Annotated in this window: 19 protein-coding genes; 3 read left to right on the top strand and 16 right to left on the bottom strand. The window is 64.9% G+C overall.

Annotated features, from left to right (window positions below; all coding sequences use genetic code 11):
• Positions 1-30: 30 nt before the first annotated feature.
• From ACIGGF_RS16730 to purL, 6 genes are all read right to left on the bottom strand, one after another.
• Entirely contained in the window at positions 31-1,674 is a 1,644-nt protein-coding gene (locus tag ACIGGF_RS16730) for an ABC transporter substrate-binding protein (protein ID WP_397522441.1), read from the bottom strand.
• Between the two features lie 140 nt (positions 1,675-1,814).
• Positions 1,815-3,377 (bottom strand): amidophosphoribosyltransferase, encoded by a 1,563-nt coding sequence (gene purF / locus ACIGGF_RS16725; RefSeq protein WP_397522362.1) that lies wholly within the window; start codon positions 3,375-3,377, stop codon positions 1,815-1,817.
• A gap of 124 nt (positions 3,378-3,501) precedes the next feature.
• Positions 3,502-3,888 carry a sterol carrier family protein gene (locus ACIGGF_RS16720; protein WP_397522361.1) on the bottom strand — a complete coding sequence of 129 codons (387 nt, stop codon included), beginning with the start codon at positions 3,886-3,888 and terminating at the stop codon, positions 3,502-3,504.
• A 5-nt stretch (positions 3,889-3,893) separates the two neighbouring features.
• A complete protein-coding gene (locus ACIGGF_RS16715; RefSeq protein ID WP_397522360.1) occupies positions 3,894-4,481 on the bottom strand; it encodes a CPBP family intramembrane glutamic endopeptidase in 588 nt (195 codons plus the stop codon).
• A complete protein-coding gene (locus ACIGGF_RS16710) occupies positions 4,478-6,295 on the bottom strand; it encodes an alpha/beta hydrolase (RefSeq protein WP_397522359.1) in 1,818 nt (605 codons plus the stop codon). Before ACIGGF_RS16710 ends, ACIGGF_RS16715 begins: the two co-directional genes overlap by 4 nt.
• A 5-nt stretch (positions 6,296-6,300) precedes the next feature.
• Positions 6,301-8,592: a phosphoribosylformylglycinamidine synthase subunit PurL gene (purL, locus tag ACIGGF_RS16705; RefSeq protein ID WP_397522358.1), complete on the bottom strand. Its 2,292-nt coding sequence runs from the start codon at positions 8,590-8,592 to the stop codon at positions 6,301-6,303.
• 103 nt (positions 8,593-8,695) lie between these two features.
• Here purL and ACIGGF_RS16700 point away from each other — a divergent pair, with 103 nt between their 5' ends.
• Positions 8,696-9,460: a nucleoside phosphorylase gene (locus ACIGGF_RS16700; RefSeq protein ID WP_397522357.1), complete on the top strand. Its 765-nt coding sequence runs from the start codon at positions 8,696-8,698 to the stop codon at positions 9,458-9,460.
• Between the two features lie 157 nt (positions 9,461-9,617).
• On the opposite strand, the gene ACIGGF_RS16695 is transcribed toward ACIGGF_RS16700, so the two are convergent.
• Positions 9,618-10,901, bottom strand: coding sequence for a M18 family aminopeptidase (locus ACIGGF_RS16695; protein ID WP_397522356.1), 1,284 nt, complete (start codon positions 10,899-10,901; stop codon positions 9,618-9,620).
• Between the two features lie 119 nt (positions 10,902-11,020).
• Between ACIGGF_RS16695 and ACIGGF_RS16690 the strand changes: the two genes are divergently transcribed.
• Positions 11,021-11,860 (top strand): hypothetical protein, encoded by an 840-nt coding sequence (locus tag ACIGGF_RS16690; RefSeq protein WP_397522355.1) that lies wholly within the window; start codon positions 11,021-11,023, stop codon positions 11,858-11,860.
• 19 nt (positions 11,861-11,879) lie between these two features.
• Here the strand turns inward: ACIGGF_RS16690 and ACIGGF_RS16685 are convergent, their stop codons facing one another.
• From ACIGGF_RS16685 to purS, 5 genes are read right to left on the bottom strand one after another with little or no spacing between them, the layout of a single operon-like run.
• On the bottom strand, positions 11,880-12,041 hold the full coding sequence (locus tag ACIGGF_RS16685; RefSeq protein ID WP_222092187.1) for a hypothetical protein: 162 nt from the start codon (positions 12,039-12,041) through the stop codon (positions 11,880-11,882).
• On the bottom strand, positions 12,038-12,367 hold the full coding sequence (locus ACIGGF_RS16680; RefSeq protein ID WP_397522354.1) for a hypothetical protein: 330 nt from the start codon (positions 12,365-12,367) through the stop codon (positions 12,038-12,040). Before ACIGGF_RS16680 ends, ACIGGF_RS16685 begins: the two co-directional genes overlap by 4 nt.
• Positions 12,368-12,374: 7 nt before the next feature.
• Positions 12,375-12,725, bottom strand: coding sequence for a VOC family protein (locus tag ACIGGF_RS16675; RefSeq protein ID WP_397522353.1), 351 nt, complete (start codon positions 12,723-12,725; stop codon positions 12,375-12,377).
• Between the two features lie 34 nt (positions 12,726-12,759).
• On the bottom strand, positions 12,760-13,437 hold the full coding sequence (gene purQ, locus ACIGGF_RS16670; RefSeq protein WP_314142951.1) for a phosphoribosylformylglycinamidine synthase subunit PurQ: 678 nt from the start codon (positions 13,435-13,437) through the stop codon (positions 12,760-12,762).
• Positions 13,434-13,670: a phosphoribosylformylglycinamidine synthase subunit PurS gene (gene purS, locus ACIGGF_RS16665; RefSeq protein ID WP_397522352.1), complete on the bottom strand. Its 237-nt coding sequence runs from the start codon at positions 13,668-13,670 to the stop codon at positions 13,434-13,436. The genes purQ and purS overlap by 4 nt, the downstream gene beginning before the upstream one ends.
• A 100-nt stretch (positions 13,671-13,770) precedes the next feature.
• Between purS and ACIGGF_RS16660 the strand changes: the two genes are divergently transcribed.
• Positions 13,771-14,409: an MBL fold metallo-hydrolase gene (locus ACIGGF_RS16660; RefSeq protein ID WP_397522351.1), complete on the top strand. Its 639-nt coding sequence runs from the start codon at positions 13,771-13,773 to the stop codon at positions 14,407-14,409.
• On the opposite strand, the gene ACIGGF_RS16655 is transcribed toward ACIGGF_RS16660, so the two are convergent.
• The 4 genes from ACIGGF_RS16655 to ACIGGF_RS16640 all read right to left on the bottom strand — a co-directional run bounded on the left by ACIGGF_RS16655 (position 14,406) and on the right by ACIGGF_RS16640 (position 17,454).
• Positions 14,406-15,020 carry an LppP/LprE family lipoprotein gene (locus ACIGGF_RS16655; protein WP_397522350.1) on the bottom strand — a complete coding sequence of 205 codons (615 nt, stop codon included), beginning with the start codon at positions 15,018-15,020 and terminating at the stop codon, positions 14,406-14,408. The two genes, ACIGGF_RS16660 and ACIGGF_RS16655, sit on opposite strands and share 4 nt — an antisense overlap.
• Positions 15,021-15,204: 184 nt before the next feature.
• Positions 15,205-16,008 carry a hydroxyethylthiazole kinase gene (gene thiM, locus ACIGGF_RS16650; RefSeq protein WP_397522349.1) on the bottom strand — a complete coding sequence of 268 codons (804 nt, stop codon included), beginning with the start codon at positions 16,006-16,008 and terminating at the stop codon, positions 15,205-15,207.
• 179 nt (positions 16,009-16,187) lie between these two features.
• A complete protein-coding gene (locus ACIGGF_RS16645) occupies positions 16,188-16,889 on the bottom strand; it encodes a DUF2334 domain-containing protein (protein WP_397522348.1) in 702 nt (233 codons plus the stop codon).
• A 55-nt stretch (positions 16,890-16,944) separates the two neighbouring features.
• The gene (locus tag ACIGGF_RS16640; protein WP_397522440.1) at positions 16,945-17,454 is read right to left on the bottom strand and encodes a glutathione peroxidase; all 510 of its coding nucleotides are present in this window, start codon (positions 17,452-17,454) and stop codon (positions 16,945-16,947) included.
• Between the last annotated feature and the right edge of the window lie 59 nt (positions 17,455-17,513).

The raw sequence follows: 17,513 nt of genomic DNA, 5'->3' as shown, positions 1-17,513 counted from the left end.
TACCGACGCATCCGCGGTAGCGGGCACCGGTCAGCTCTTGGCGAGAGTGACGAAACGGAACTTGAACGAGGCGTCGAGCGTCTCGTCCACGCCGCTGATCTCATCGGTCGCTACGGCGATCTGCTTGCCCTCCAACAACGGAAGCGTCGGCAGGTAGTTCGTCGCCAGCTCGGTCTGGATCTGACCGATGATCTGCATCCGCGCATTCTCGTCGGCCGTCGTGCGCTCCAGATCGAGCAGCGACGTGATCTCCGGGCTCTCGAAGTGCGACTGCAAGAAGTTGTCCGGCGCGAAGAACGGCGTCAGGTAGTTGTCTGCGTCGGGGTAGTCCGGGAACCAGCCCAGCTGGTACACCGGGTACGCGTCGGCGACACGTTCCTTGGTGTACGTGCTCCACTCGGTGGACTGCAGGTTCACGTTGAACAGCCCCGTCGCGTCGAGCTGACTCTTGATCGCGGCGTACTCCTCGCTCGAGGACGAACCGTAGTGATCCGGGTTGTACTGCAGGTTGAGCTGCACGGGAGTGGCAACCCCTGCGGCAGAGAGGAATCCGGCGGCCTCGTCGCGGTTGGGCGTCGTGCCGTAGACATCGCCGTACGCGGTGTTCGCACCCTCGAGACCGGTCGGGACGACGGAGTACAGCGGGGTGTAGGTGCCCTTGTAGACGCCGTCGGAGAGCGCCTGACGATCGACCGAGGCCGCAATTGCCTTGCGCACGGCCAACTTCTGTTCGGGAGTATCGCCCGGCATCGTGTTCATGTTGAACACCATGTAGCGCGATTCACCGCCCGGTCCCTCGTGCACCGTCAGACCGTCGACGGCTTCGAGCGATTCGACGTCGGTCGGGGTCAACGAACGCCACGCGACGTCGATGGCCTTGTTCTGTACGTCGAGCTTGAGGTTGTCCGAGCTGGTGTAGTACTTCGTGTTGATCGCCGACGTTTTCGGTGTGCCCAGGATGCCCTGGTAGTTCTCGTTCGCGGTGAAACTGACGAGCGAGTTCTTGGCGTAGCTCGAGATCGAGTACGGACCGGCGAACGGGGTACCCGCCACGATGGCGTCGTCGTCGAGAATCTGGTCTGCCGGAAACACCGTCTGGTCGACGATCGGACCTGCCGGTGTTGCCAGGATCTGCGGGAACGTCTGATCGTTGGCGGCCTTCAGCGTGAACTCGACGGTCTTCTCGTCCGGTGTCGCGATGCTGTCGAGGTTGGTCAGCAGCGAGGCGGGCCCGTTGGGATCGTTGATCGCGACGATCCGGTCGAACGAGTACTTCACGCTCTCGCTCGTCAACGGATTGCCGTTCGCGAACGTCAGGTCGTCCTTCAGCGTGCACGTGTAGACGGTCGGCTCGGCGAAATCGCAGCTTTCGGCGACGTCGGGCTCGAGTTCCGAACTGCCCGGAGCGAAGTTCATCAGGAAGGGATACGTCTGGTTCATCACCATGAACGAGCCGTTGTCGTACGAGCCGGCCGGGTCGAGTGATGTCACCTGGTCGGTGGTGCCGACCGTGATGGTGTCTCCACCGGCGTCACCGGAGCCGCCGGCCTCGTCGGTACGGCCCGAGCCGCAGGCTGCGGCCGTCAACGCGAGTACCGACAGTGCTGCCACTGCAGCGGTCTTCTTGCCGTGCTTACGCACAGCCGTTCGTGATGCAGCGCTGTAGCGCTGCATGCGTCCGTCGTCGGGCGACAGGGTCATCTGAGCCTCTATCCAAATCGGTGTGTCCTATGTAACTCGGGACAGTACCGATGGACTGTTTCCAATATGTGGCATTCAGAAAACCCTGCTGTTCCCTGACGGGAAACCGCAGGTCAAGGGCGACTGAGAGCGCTCACATTCGCGTCGTTCGCCACCGGCTGCCCGGCTGCCGAAGCCAGCAGACCTTCGAGAACGTGCTTACCGAGTGCGTTGTCGGCGGGCAGATCGATCGGGTACTTGCCGGTGAAACATGCTGCGCACAACCGCGATTCGGGCTGCTCGGAGGCCGCGATCATACCGTCGATGGAGATGTACCCCAGAGAATCGGCACCGATTGCCTGCCGAACGCCTTCGAGAATCCCGTCCTCGGAGTCGACTCCGTTGGCGATCAGCTCTGCAGGAGAAGCGAAGTCGATGCCGTAGAAGCAAGGCCACCGCACCGGCGGGGAGGCGATCCGGACGTGGATCTCGAGCGCACCGGCCTCACGCAGCATCCTGATCAGGGCGCGTTGGGTGTTACCGCGGACGATCGAATCGTCCACCACCACCAGTCTTTTGCCCCGAATGACCTCTTTGAGAGGATTGAGTTTGAGCCGGATGCCCAGCTGACGGATGGTCTGCGAGGGCTGAATGAACGTGCGGCCCACGTACGCGTTCTTCATCAGGCCCTGGCCGTACGGAATGCCCGAGCCCTGGGCGAAACCTACTGCGGCGGGAGTTCCGCTCTCGGGCACCGGAATCACCAGATCGCCCTCGGCCGGATGCTCCTTGGCGAGCCGTCGTCCGATCTCGACACGGGTCGAGTGCACCGAACGGCCGCCGATGACGCTGTCGGGGCGCGCGAGGTAGACGTACTCGAACACGCATCCCTTGGGCTCCGGGGCCGCGAAACGTGAGGAACGAACGCCGTCGGCATCGATCGCCAGCAACTCACCGGGCTCGATGTCGCGAACGAAGGCGGCACCGACGATGTCGAGTGCGGCCGTTTCGCTGGCCACCACCCAACCGCGATCGAGGCGGCCGAGGCACAGGGGACGAACCCCGTGCGGGTCGCGGGCAGCGTAGAGAGTGTGCTCGTCCATGAAGGTAAGGCAGAAAGCGCCTTTGAGCTGCGGAAGCAACTCCATTGCCGCCTGCTCGACGGTGCAATCGGCGGCCTTGTGCGCCATCAGCGCCGTGACGACGTCGGAATCCGAGGTTCCGTTGCCCTGCAGCCGATCGCTGATCAGGCCGGCGTCACGTGCCTTGGTGGCAAGTTCCGCGAAATTGACGAGGTTTCCGTTGTGGCCGAGCGCAATACCGGTGCCCGCAGTGGTGGTGCGGAAGATCGGCTGAGCGTTCTCCCACGTCACCGAACCACTGGTGGAGTAGCGGCAGTGACCGATGGCGACGTGCCCGGGCATGGCTCCGAGAGTCTGCTCGTCGAACACCTGACTGACCAGGCCCAGATCCTTGAACACCAACACCTGCGACCCGTCGGACACTGCGATGCCGGCCGCTTCCTGGCCGCGGTGCTGCAGCGCATAGAGGCCGTAATACGAGAGCTTGGCCACATCCTCGCCCGGTGCCCATACTCCGAACACTCCGCACTCTTCGCGCGGCTCGTTCTCCGGTTCGTCGATGGGCTTGTTCAGCAGAAGATTCGGACTGTCGACCGACAAATCGGCGTTGGTCACGGGCATTGCTCCCTTGGGGGACGGGGCGGGGGGCCGTGCCTGAGTCTACGGGCACACGGGCGGAGTCAACGCATCGTGTGGACCGCAGATTCCCGGTAGGTGAACCACGGTCCGATTCGCACCGTCATGTGATGGACAGCAACGGCAGCCACCGGCCCACTTCCACTGCCCGGCTCCCGGACGCATCGATGGAACCGTCGGCGAGGGCCGCGTCGAAATCCCGGATCCCAGTGACCACCTGCAACCACGTCAGAGCATCGGTTTCGACCACGTTCGGCGGGGTTCCCCGAGTGTGTCGAGGCCCGACGATGCACTGCACCGCGACGAACGGCGGGACTCGCACCTCCACCGAGGATCCGGGCGCGTTCTGACCCAAAGTTCTGGCGGTGGTGCGCACCGCCGCGGCAATCTGTGCGCGAGCCGGCTTGTCCGCCTCACCTCTGATCCACTCCGCAACCGCCAGGACCGCTTCCCGCACCTCGGCGGGAGAGACTTCCTTGTGTGGAGGCACTGCTTCTAGCTCCTGTCGTTCGCCGCCAGATGCGCCAGCACGGCGCCGCTCGCGTTGAGGAAATAGTGCAGCAGGGCCGGCGCGAGCACGCTGCCGCTCCGGCTCCGCAGCCACGAGAACACCACGCCGGCGGCCGTTGTCGCCAGCACCGTGCCCAGCACCGTGTCGCCGGCAGCGCGCGCCGGGTGGATGTGCCACAGACCGAAGAAGGCCGTCGACAGCACAGCCGACTCGGCGTCGAGTACGCCGCGGAACAGCAGCTCCTCGGTCAGCACCGTTCCCACCGGAATCCGGAACAGGACCCACTCGGCCAGGTTCTCCCGAGACGGCCTCACCCGGCGTCGCAGCGCTGGAATGGCCGTGACGAGGGCGGAACCGAGAACAGGAATTGCCGACGCCGCAGCGCCCCACTTCAGTCCGGCAGCGGTATTGCGCAGACCGAGCTCGTCCGCTCTGGTTCGGGATAGTGCAGCCACACCCACTGCGAACGAGGCATTGGCCAGCGCTCTCCCCCGCGCATCGAGACCGAGCGACGGTAGGACCGCCGTACTCCATGCCGTCGTCGCCAGTCCTGTTGTGACGGCGCTTCTCACTTCTCGGGACCGTCTCGGCCGGCGAATTGCTCCATGACTCCGCGGACTCGTTCGGTGTCGCGGTCGGTCCACCCCTCGGGTGCCGCGACGGCCACCCAGCCGTCGAGCACCAGGGTTCCGTAATTGTGTCCGTGTCCATCGGGGACGCCCGCGGCATTGGTCAGGTCTGCGGCCACCTGCCAGAACGTGACGACCGGGAACCAGCGCATGCTCGGCAAGCGGTCCGGCCCCGGTGGCTCGGACAGCCAGTCCGGACGCTCGAAGAGGAGGTCGGGCGACCACCACACCACCGGATCCGACGCGTGCTGTACATACAGAATCCGCGGCTCGTACCAGGGCTGGTCCTCCGGCGGGATGCCCGACGAGTTGTCGGCGAAACGGACCGTCAGGCCCTCGGAGTAGACCGGCCGCACCTCGGGACTGCCCGGGTCGCGTCGGCTGACGAACTGACTCCAGATGCGGTTGTTGTTCGGCGGCCCCACCCACAGGACACCGTCGGTGGTGGCCCTGATGTCGGCCAGACCCACGAACGCACCCTCACCCGCCTGGGTACCGAGGCTTTCGCCGTAGACGTAGAACTTGGGGCGGGTGGCCTCCGGCTCCTGCAGCCAGCGATCATGAACCTTGTCGATGAGCGCTTTGCCGGCCTGAGCTGCCTTGTCGCCCTCGGCGATGAACGAGATCCAGCTGGGCAGATACGAATACTGAGATGCGACGGTGGCAACATCGCCGTCGAACATGAGCTCCTCGGCCTCGATGGCGGTGGGATTGACCCACCCGGTACCCGTGGTCGGAACGACGACGAGAGCCTGGCGTTGGAAAGCTCCGGTGCGCTCGAGTTCGGCGACCACGATGTCGAGCCGTTCGTCCTGTGTCTCCGCAGTTTCCAATCCCGCATACGCCCTGATCGGCTCGAGGCTCGGACGGCCCGTGGCCCGTTCCATCTCGTCGGCCCGCAGACCGCTGGAAACGAAGTTGCGACCCTCGAACCCCAGGGTGTCCCAGGGTGCCAACGAGTTCGGACTACCGGATCGCTCGTCGGCAACGGGTTGTTCTGCGCCGTCTCGTGTTTCGTCGTTCTGCAGACTGAATACCGAGTTGGTGACCTCGGACACCGCCCGCAGTAACACACCCTGAACGAGTGCGACGGACAGCACCACGAGCAGGACGACCCCGAGCGCATTGGCCACTTCCCGCGGCATCTTCACGATGCGGTTGATCTGGCGCGCCAGCAACCGAACGAAATCGCGCAACACGCGCCACACCGAAATCAACAGCGCTGCGATGGCGATACTCAGCGCTCCGGTACGGAAATACCCCGTGGTGGTGGTGCCCTCGGCTTCCATCAGGGCGGCCAGCTCACGCTGCCATTCTGCGGAGACCGCCAGCATGATCATCGATGCCGTGATTGCCAGAACGGGTACCGCGACCTTCACGGCGAGTTCGACCTTGCGCGGCAACGGCCACCACGATCGCGAAGTGAGCCACCACCGAGTCACGGCCCATCCCACCGCCACGCCGAACGCGTAGCCGATGGCGGCATTGATACCGCCGATGATGCCCTGGAACAACCATCCGCGAGGGAGCAGGGACGGAGTCAACGACCAGCAGAAGAACAACGCGCCGAACGCGATTCCGGTGAAGTCCAGGCGGAGCAGACCCCAGGCCCACATGATGGCGGGATGCTTGCCGGGCGAGGAGACTTCCTGCGTGGGCCCGTGGTGCCGGTGATGCTCATCCTGTTCGTGCGCGGGATCGAGTGCCGCGCCACGTTGCTCCGATGCCTGCTCCCCGACCGATGTCTGTCCCCCCACCTCGGTCAGCCGAAGAGTCTGGGAAGAGTGCTCTCGAACGTCTCGCGCAGTTCCGTCATCGGGACGGAGAACTGCCCTTGTACCTCTATCGAATCCGAGCCCTCGTCCACCACGCCGATGCGCGTCCACGGCAAACCGCGGGCGGTGCACATACCGGTGAAGCGCGTCTCCTCTGTGCGCGGCACCGCGACGAGTACGCGACCCGAGGACTCGGAGAACAGTGTCACGAACGGATCGGCACCCTCGGGAACGATGATGCGGCAACCGGTTTCACCGGCCAGTGCAGCTTCGACGACAGCCTGCGCGAGGCCACCCTCGGACAGATCGTGTGCTGCCGAAACCAGACCGTCGCGCGAGGACGAGAGCAGGATGTCTGCGAGAAGTTGCTCGCGGGCGAGGTCGACCTTCGGCGGAACGCCGCCGAGGTGATCATGCTCGACCTGCGACCAGATGGACCCGTCGAACTCGTCGTGCGTGTCGCCGAGCAGGATCAGTGTCTCGCCGGGCTCGAGTCCGAGTCCGGTGGGGATGCGGCGATGCACGTCGTCGATCACGCCGAGCACACCCACGACGGGCGTCGGCAGAATCGGCTCGGCACCGGTCTGGTTGTAGAAACTGACGTTGCCACCGGTGACCGGGATGCCGAGGCTCACGCAGCCGTCCGCCAAACCGCGGACGGCCTGCTGGAACTGCCACATGACGCCCGGGTCCTCGGGCGAGCCGAAGTTCAGGCAGTTGGTGACGGCTTTCGGCGTCGCGCCGGTGACCGCGACGTTGCGGAACGCCTCGGCGAGTGCAAGCTGCGCACCCTGGTACGGGTCGAGTGCGGTGTAGCGGCCCGACGCGTCGGTGGCCAAAGCGATTCCGCGACCGGTCTTCTCGTCGATGCGGATCACTCCGGCGTCGGCGTTCTCGGCCAGGACGGTGTTGCCGCGGACGTAGCGGTCGTACTGCTCGGTGATGAATCGGCGGCTGCACAGCTGCGGCGAGGCGATCATCTTCAGCAGTGTCGCCCGCAGTTCGTCACCGGTTTCCGGGCGCTTCAGCGACGCCGTAGTGTTCGCGACGAGATCGTCCTGAGTGGCGGGCCGCTGCACCGGACGGTTGTAGACAGGGCCTTCGTGCGCAACGGTTTTCGGCGGAACGTCGACGACGGTATCGCCGTGCCACGTGATCTGCAGGTGCTCACCGTCGGTGACCTCACCGATCACCGTCGCCAGCACGTCCCACTTCTTGCAGACGGCCATGAACGCGTCGACGTTCTCGGGCGTCACCACCGCGCACATACGCTCCTGGGATTCGCTCGAGAGCACCTCGGCGGGTGTCATGCCGGTGGCGCGCATCGGCACCTTCTCCAGCTCGATGTGCATGCCGCCACTGCCGGCGGAGGCGAGTTCGGATGTGGCGCAAGACAACCCGGCACCGCCGAGGTCCTGGATGCCGACGACCAGCTTGTTGGAGTACAGCTCGAGGCAGGCTTCGATGAGCACCTTCTCGGTGAACGGATCGCCGACCTGCACCGCAGGAAGCTTCTTGCGGCCCCCACCCGTCTCGTCGCCGTCGAACGTCTCCGAGGCCAGCACGGACACACCGCCGATGCCGTCGAGACCCGTCCGGGCACCGAACAGAATGATCTTGTTTCCCAGGCCCGACGCGAACGCGAGATGCATGTCCTCCACGCGCATCACGCCGGCACACAGAGCGTTGAGAAGGGGGTTACCGGCATAGGAGGCGTCGAACACCGTCTCGCCGCCGATGTTCGGCAGGCCGAGCGAGTTTCCATAGCCGCCGACGCCAGCGACGATGCCGCTCAGGACACGGCGGGTATCGGGTGCATCGGCAGCGCCGAATCGCAGCTGATCCATGACGGCGATCGGACGCGCACCCATGGCCATGATGTCGCGGACGATGCCGCCGACACCCGTCGCGGCACCCTGGTAGGGCTCGACGTACGACGGGTGATTGTGGCTCTCGACCTTGAACGTGACGGCCCAACCGTCGCCGACGTCGACGACGCCCGCGTTCTCGCCGATCCCGGCGAGCATCGGCTTACGCATCTCCTCGGTGGTGGTCTCCCCGAAATACTTCAGGTGCACCTTGGAGGACTTGTAGGAGCAGTGCTCGCTCCACATCACCGAGTACATCGCCAGTTCGGCATCGGTGGGCCGGCGGCCGAGGATTTCCTTGATGCGGACGTACTCGTCGTCATTGAGTCCGAGTTCCTTGTACGGCTGCGCAACGTCGGGGGTGGCGACGGCGTTGGAGACAGTGTCTGTGGGTACAGAGCTAGCGGACACGAGGAATGGGTCCCTTCGATGGAGCGAAATGCCAGGGGGAGTCTATAAGGTGCCGCCGACATGTACGGCATCGGACGTATCGCCCTCGTGCGAACATCACCTGATGGACATCGCATTGACCGAGGACGATCTGGACGAAACGGGCGTCATCGACCCGTCGATGGTGGCCAAGGGGGTCGACGTCCCAGCGAAGGCCGTCGTCTGTTTCTTCTCCGAGGTGATCGACAGCATCTGCGCGAAGGGCGATGCCCGGGTCGTCTCGGTCATGCGCTCCGAGCACGGCGAACACCCCGTCTACGAGATCGAGCGGGCCGGGCAGAAGCTCGCCGTTTTCCATCCCGGTGTCGGGGCTCCGCTGGCCGCACTGTTCCTCGAAGAAGCCATCGCGATGGGCTGTACCCAGTTCGTTGCCGTCGGCGGTGCCGGTGCGCTGTCCGACGACCTGGGCATGGGACACGTGATGGTGGTCGACAGCGCCGTCCGCGACGAGGGCACCTCGTTCCACTACCTACCGCCGGGACGAGTGGTCGACGCCGATCCCGCAGGAGTGGCCGTGCTGCAGTCGGTGCTCACGGATGCCGGGATCGACTTCGTCACCGGGCGCTCCTGGACGACGGACGCGCTCTACCGAGAGACCCGGGCCCGCGTCACCCGCCGCGTCGAGGAGGGCTGCCGCACCGTCGACATGGAGGCATCGGCCTTCTGTGCAGTGGCCCGATTCCGTGGTGTGCGATTCGCGCAACTGCTCTACGCCGGTGATTCCCTCGCCGCCGACTGGGACCACCGCGGCTGGACCAAGGCAACATCGGTGCGCGAGCAGTTGTTCTGGCTCGCGGCGGATGCGTGTCTGCAACTCGATCCGCTGTAGGTCGTCGGGGGGTTGCTGGGTCACTGGGTCACTGGGTCACTTCCGGATCTCGCAAACGCGCTCGCGTTTGCCAGACGCGAGTGGAATCGCGGCGGAATCGGCCACGAAACCACGTGCGCCTGGCGAACGCGCGCGCGTTTGCGAGCGGCGAGTGAGCTCAGGCTGGGGCGAGGAATGCCGCCAATGCGTCGGCGTAGGCCTTCACGTCACTGGCACCCATCAACTCTCGCGACGAATGCATGGCGAGCTGCGCTGCACCGACGTCCACCGTCGACAGCCCGGTGCGCGAGGCGGTGATGGGCCCGATGGTCGATCCACACGGCAGGTCGGCACGATGTACATAGCGCTGCAAGGGAACTCCGGCTTGGTCGCACGCCAGCGCGAAGGCACCAGCGCCCGCGGAATCGGTTGCGTAGCGCAGGTTCTGGTTGACCTTGAGCACCGGTCCACCACCGAGCTCGATGCGATGCGCAGGCTCGTGCCGATCCGGGTAGTTAGGATGCGTCGCGTGCGCCATATCGCCTGAGGCACAGATGGATCCAGCCATCGTGCGCAGGAATTCCTCACGCCCACCGCCTCTTCCCAGCACGATGCGCTCGAGCACGGTGTTCAGCAGATCGGAGAACGCACCGCGATCGGACATGCTTCCGACTTCCTCGTGGTCGAACAGCGCCAGCACTGGAGTGACATCTGTCGGATTCTCCACTGCCGCAAGCAATGCCTGTGTTCCGGCGTAGCAGGTACCTTGATTGTCCAGCCGCGGCGCACTGACCAACTCCGACTCGACGCCCACCACTGCACTCGGTGCGAGGTCGTGGGTCATCAACTCCCAACCCAGTACCGAACGCGGGTCGACGCCTTCTCGCTCGGCGACGTAGGCGATGAACGATTGTGGCGAATTACCGACGCCCCAAATGGCATTGACGTGTCGTTGCGGATCGAGGGTGACGCCCTTCCGATCCTCGGACAGGTGGATCGCAAGCTGCGGAACTCGCAGGATCGGCTCGTCCACCTTGACGAGCACCTCGCGCGCAGCGTTGCCGTCACGCACACTCAATCGGCCGGAGATGCCCAGATCACGGTCGAGCCAGGAGTTGAGCCACGCGCCGCCGTACGGCTCGAGACCCACCATCTGCCAGCCCGCGGATTGCAGATCGGGATGCTGCTTCACGCGGAGATTGGGGCTGTCGGTGTGCCCGCCGACGACGCGGAAGGGGCTATCAGCCGAGTCGCTCTCCGTACTCCACGCGACGAGTGATCCACCGCGGATCAGGTAGTAGCGGCCGGCCTCGGTCGGCCAGGCCGCGGTCTCGTCGAGACGCACGAACCCGGCGTCCTCGAGCTGCACCGACACCGTGTTGCAGACGTGGAACGGCGACGGCGACACGTCGACGAAGTTGCAGAGACCAGTTGCAGAAGCGTGAGTCGACATGGGAACCATTGTGGCAGCCGCCGCGTCGAACACCCCAAGAGCACACACCGACCCGGGGGACAAACATGAAGATTCAGCCGAAACCGAACCAACACATCGCTGACGCAACCACACTCGCGATCGTTCGGATGAAGACGATCGAAGCGTTCCGCGTCCGTGGAGTGGTGGTGCACCGTGAAGATGCGACCACGCTCGGTGCGGAGTCTGGTGCACACTTTCCGCTCGACAACGTGTTCGCCCGCTGCTCGGGTGCGCCTCGGTCGGCGTGGGACGGCATCATCGGCGGCCATGTGCAGGTCATGATCGAGGCGATGCGCGAGTCGGACCCGGCCTTCATCGCGGCCCTGTCCGACGACGAGTTCTACTCGAAACTGCGCGAACGCATCGTCGCGCCGTGCGTGTTGGACTCCGTGGGTGCCTACAGCTACTCCGTCCCCTTGCTCGCGGTGCCCGACGCACCGAGACGGGTATTGAATCTGTCGTCTCCCAATCGAGCTCTGACGTTGTCCGACAGTCACTTCGAGGGTCGCGACATCGACGCTGCGTGGGCTGCTGGTCGGAAGAACACTGCCGCAATCGAGTTCGAGGGCACACAGATTCTCGAACGAGAGGGCATCTGCATCGAGGTGCTCGACGGCGATTCGATTTACCTCGCGTCGAAGATCGCCGATATGACCACGTTGATCTCGACGCATCTGGGCGAATGCCTGTACGGCGTACTCTTCGCCGTCCCCAATGCGTACGAACTCGCCTTTCACCGACCCCGGGACGCCGACGACGCAGTCTCCGCGGTCACCGCACTCGCCGAGCTGGCCGACGTGTTTTCTCGCAGTACACCGAGCCCGCTGTCGCGCTCGGTCTTCTTCTGGAGAGATGGCGAGTACAGCCAGGTGTCCGACGGGGCCGCGATCGCACTCACCGGAATCTTTGCGTCGACCGTGGCGGAACTGCGCAAGAACGCAGCATGATCGCGTGCGGGTGAAATCGCTACTCGGGCGGCGGGACAGTGGGTCGTCCCGCTGCGGCGTCGCGTATCCAGTCGGGTACGGGTTGATGATCACGTTCGGCCATGGTGATGTACGCGCGGGCAGCGGCAGCGGCGACCGTTGGCCGTGGTGCTTTGATGTTGCGTTCGTCGGTGGTGGTCATCGCGGGTCCTCCTGCTCGCTCTCGCCGTCAGTGTCCTCGGTTTCGCGCGGTTGCGCCAGTGCGCGGCGTGCACATCGGCCCGCAACGGCCAGCAGCACCTTGCGTTCGGTGCTGGTGATGAGCGGGGAGTCGGTGACCGTCGCAAAGACCTCCCAGCCGAGTTCCGCTTCGTCATCACGTTCACTGACGGTGTGATCGAGGCACCAGGCGATCCGCTGCCAGGCCTGGGCCCGTTTGTCGACGATCGTTCGCTGGCGAATGGTGAGGGCGACCCCGAGGACGGCCAGAACGCCAACGACGAGCGTCACCCACGATTGGGCCGGCATCCGCTGCTCAGTGCGAGCCGGATACGCAGAACAAATTGCCGTCGGGATCGCTCAGCGTCACCCAGCGAAAATCACCCATGCTGTGCTGAGCAACCTCACTCGCACCTGCCTCGACCAGTCGCGCGACCTCACCGTCGAGGTGCTCGGTGGTCATGTCCAGGTGGACGCGATTCTTGCCGGGCGTCGGGTCGTCGATCTTCTGGAAAGCCATTCGATACGGTGCCGCAGCGAGTTCGACGACGTAGAACCAGCCGTCGTTCTCCTCCACGATCGATCCGTCCGCCTGCGCGGCCCACCAGCGTGCGAGCGGTTCCGGATCGGTGGTGTCGAACGTGATCATGCCCAGCGTCAGTGTCATAGCGGCAGGTTAGACCCACCTACCGACACGAAACTCAGGCGTTGACGATCGTGTCCAGGGCCGAGTAGAAGATGCCCAGACCGTCGTCGCTCGGACCGGTCAGCGGCTCGGTGGCGTGCTCGGGGTGCGGCATCAGACCGACGACCCGGCCGTTGGCGGAGGAGATACCGGCAATCCCGCGCTGCGAACCGTTGGGGTTGGTGCCGCTGTAGCGGAACACGACGCGCCCCTCGCCCTCGAGCTCGTCGAGCACGTTCTGCGGTGCCTGGAACCGGCCCTCGGCGTTCTTGACCGGGATCAGAATTTCGGCTCCGGGCTCGTATCGCGACGACCACGCGGTGTCGGTGTTCTCCACTGCCAGCCACTGGTCGCGGCACACGAAGTGCAGTCCTTCGTTGCGAGTCAGAGCGCCGGGCAGCAGTCCCACCTCGCACAGCACCTGGAAGCCGTTGCAGATTCCGAGAACCGGCATACCGCCCTCGGCGGCCTTGACGACGGACTCCATCACGGGAGCGAAGCGGGCGATGGCACCGGCCCTGAGGTAGTCGCCGTAGGAGAAGCCGCCGGGGACGACGATGGCGTCGACGTTCTTCAGATCGGCGTCGGCGTGCCACAGGCTGACGGCTTCTCCACCGGCGAGGGTGACCGCGCGGGAGGCGTCGACGTCGTCGAGTGTGCCGGGAAAGGTGATGACACCTACGCGGGCGCTCATGAGATGCGAGTCACCTTCCAGTCCTCGATCACCGTGTTGGCGAGCAGCGATTCGGCGATCTTCTCGATTTCGGCGTCGTCGACGGAGTCGTCGACCTCGAGCTCGAAACGCTTGCCCTGGCGAACGTCGGATACACCGGAGATCCCCAGACGGCCGAGCGCTCCTGCGATCGCCTGACCCTGCGGATCGAGAATCTCGGCCTTGGGCATGACATCGACAACGACTCGGGCCACGAAAGCGCTCCTTGAAATACGTACAGCAAGACAGTTACCGGCAGGTGGGAGTCTACGCAGCCCTGGCGGGAGGCGCGAAACCGCGCTTACTGTGGAGTGCATGCGGCTGACACACTTCGGACATTCCTGCGTTCTCGTCGAACTCAACGGCACTACCGTGCTGTTCGATCCCGGCACGTTCTCTCACGGGTTCGAGGGCATCACCGGACTGGACGCGATCCTCGTCACCCATCAACACCCGGATCACGTCGATCTGCAGCGACTTCCCGCGCTCGTCGAGGCGAATCCGCGAGCGGCACTGCACGCCGATCCGATGACGGCAGGCCAACTCGGTGGCAAGTGGGCGGCAGCTCCAGCCGGAAAGGCCTTCACCGTCGGCGGCATCACGGTCACCGGAGTAGGCGGCTCCCACGCCGTCATCCACCCGGAACTACCCGAGATCGACAACACCGGTTACTTGCTCGGCACCCCAGAGAATCCAGGTCAGCTGTTGCATCCGGGCGACTCGTTGTTCGTCCCCGAGCAGCAGGTCGAAGTACTCGCGCTTCCTGCCGCCGCGCCGTGGTCGAAGCTCTCCGAGACCGTCGAATTTCTACGCGCAGTGGCCCCGAAGATGGCATTCCCCATCCACCAAGCCATCGTCGCGGAACAGGCCAGAGGCGTCTACTACGGGCGCTTCAAGGAGATGTCCGACGCCGAATTCCGCGAACTTCCCGAGGAATCTTCCGTCTCGATCTAGCCGGTGACCTCGGGCGGGAGGGTGCCGATCATGGTCACCTGCGTTCCGTCCCACTGGTAGTCGATGGTCACCGGTCCGCCGGTGGGATCGGCATTCGCGTCGGCCGGGAGTGGCCAGCGGTAGTTCACCGTGACGGTATCGGCGGATTGCGCCGCAACGGAGGTGAATCCGTAGGGCTCGAGGGTGGCTGTACCCAGGTACTCGGCATCGTGAAAGAACAGAAGATGCGTCGGCGAGCTGACCGTCGCGCCGTACGGCAGGGCTTCGACCCAGGTGAACGACGCACACGGATCGCCCATGTCGGTGGCGACCCACGGCGAATCTTCGAATACGAGCGGCAGCGAGTCCACGGCCTGCGCTACCGGCCCCCACGTCAGATCCAGGCACGGCGGCTCGGCTTCCGACGGACCCATGGGGATCAGGTCGCCGGCCTCCTCTGGTGGCGTCCGCTGCGGCTGCGTTCCTTCGGTGACTGTGGCCGGGTCGGGTGTCACTTGCACCGAGCTAGCCGGTGCGGTCGTCGGAACGGCCGCCGACGGCGATCCTTGCTCCGATCCGCCGCACGCGACCAGAGCTGTTGCACCGACTGCGAGGAGCAGAAGTCGTTTCATGAAGACCACCTGGTTCGATTTATCCGACGTCAGGTATGTCCGCTCGCAAACATGCTCCGTTACATCACGTTTCGGCCAAGGGCCCAGTACCTCTGCCTGCACAGGACAATTCTCGCTCCACTGCCCGCCCACTCCGCAGTATTTCGGCGGATATCGCCGCAGAGTGGAGCGCCCGTTGCAACTGTCAGCCCAGCCGAGCCAGTTCACGTAGCGCCGACTCGTCCACCGTGTCGAGTCCGTCGAGAAATGCTGCCGCGAAAGATCCCGGCCGCGAGGTCGACCGAGCCGCGATCTCCGACGCGACCGCGACATGCGCGTGCGCCGCGACGGCACCTATCAGCGCATTCGGTGACACCGAGCAGTACGCAGCCGTCAAAGCACCCAAAGCGCAGCCGGTTGCTGTAACGCGTTGCAGCAGTGCACTTCCGCCGCCCACCATCACCGTCGAGCCGCGTGCGAAGATGTGGTCGACCTCCCCCGAGGCCGCTACGACCTCGGCTCGATCGAGGAGAGAACGGGCCGCGTCGACGGAATCCGCAACCTGCGCAGACGAATCCACGCCTCTCGATCCACCTTCGGCACCCGCGAGGCCCATGACCTCGGACGCGTTCGCTCGAATGACACTGGGCCGGTTGGCAAGTAGCTCGACAGCAACACCGGTTCGCCACGGCAGCCCACCTGCCCCTACCGGATCGAGCACCCACGGCTTGCCCGCTGCTCGCGCAGCAGCCGATGCCAGACGAGAACTCTCGACCTGCGCGGTGGTCGGAGTGCCGAGATTGACCAGCACTGCGTCGGCGATCTCGGCGAAGCCGGCCGCTTCCTCCGGATTGTCCACCATCGCCGGCGCTGCCCCCGCCGCCAACAGCGCATTGGCGACGAATTGAACCGACACCGTGTTGGTCAGGCATTGCACCAGCGGATTGCGCTCACGCAATTGCCGATGCGCGGCAACGATGTCGTCCAGGGTCACAGTCGAATTACTCATCGCTGACGAGTCTACGACCGCTCCCGCCCCGTCCGCGTCAATGGACCACTGCATACGTCTGGGCACTGCACTGGCACATTCACGCGCTGACCCGGTGCGCGTCGATGTCACATTGCATACGTCTGGAGCGTGCAAGGGTCCATTGACGCGAGAGCGAGCGGAGCGGGCGAAACAGACCGCTAGGCCACGCGAGAGTTGGTGCGCGGAATCCATTCGTACACTCCGGCCTCGGCTCCGTGGTGCAGGGAGAGGTCGATGGCATCGAGGATTGCCTGTCGCGGCCCCGGGCGTCCGAGTTGTTTGGCACTGATGGCGAGGCGTACCGCTCCCCCGCGTCGGGCGGTGCGGCCGGCCCCGAGGACCAACGCCTTGAACCACCAGGGTTCGGCTTTGAAGCCTTCGCCGATTCCCCATACTTGGGATCGCACAATGTCGTCGCGTTCGAGGTCGTGAATACCGTTCAGCGCAGCCAACATTCGGAAGCCTGCGTCCGGGAGAGCCTCGAGGGCTCCGGGTGAAGCGATCCACCGGGGAGCGGCGAACACTCGGGTCCGCAGACCGGTCTGTTCCATGACACGGTCGGCAGCCATCAGGCGCAGTCGAGCTTCGTGACGCGGCAGTGCGGAGAACTCGGAGCGTCGACGCTTCGTGGCGGCCTGGTCGTAGCCGTGCAGAACGATCGCATCGCCGCCGTCGCGTCGTGCGCGCAGCCATTCCTGGGTTGGTGCGTCCGCTGCGAGACGGTACTTGTCCTTCAACCGAGGCGCGACGAGCAGCGACAGCGGGACGCCCCGTTCGTCGAGGGTCCGCGCGAACTCGGCGGCGTGCTCGTAGGTGTCGTTCTTGATTCCGCTCACCGACACGATCAGGCGTCCAGACATGACCCGAGCCTCGCACACGGGCGTGAACGAGGCTCGACGTCGATGCAGACAGAAGCTAAACGGAGATCGTTTCCTTCGGCAGGATCTTGTCGATCGCTGCGAGCACCTCGGGTGCGTCCGGCTCGGTGCGCGGACGGAAACGGTTCGTGACGACGCCGTCGGGCGAGATCAGGAACTTCTCGAAGTTCCACTGCACGTCTCCGGCCTTGCCGTCGGCATCCTCGGCCTTGGTCAGCTCGGCGTAGAGCGGGTGCTGGCTGTCGCCGTTGACATCGACCTTCTCGGTCATTGCGAACGTGACGCCGTAGGTGGTGGAGCAGAAGGTTTCGATCTCCTCTGCGGTACCGGGTTCCTGGCCACCGAATTGGTTGCAGGGCACTCCGACGACCGACAGGCCGCGAGAGGAGTAGTCGTTGGCGAGCTTCTCGAGCTTCTCGTACTGCGGGGTCAGTCCACACTTGGACGCGACATTGACCACGAGGACGGCCCTTCCGGCGTACTCGTCGAGCGAGGTGGGCGCACCGCCCAGCGTGTTGATGCCGATGTTCTGAACTTCAGTCATCAGCCGAACTTACCTGTGAGTACCGACAGAATGGAACCGACGTACACAAGCAAGTACGACCC

The organism is Rhodococcus sp. NPDC078407, assembly GCF_044542515.1.
GTDB lineage: Bacteria > Actinomycetota > Actinomycetes > Mycobacteriales > Mycobacteriaceae > Rhodococcoides.
This window is presented reverse-complemented; position numbering and strand designations above follow the sequence as displayed.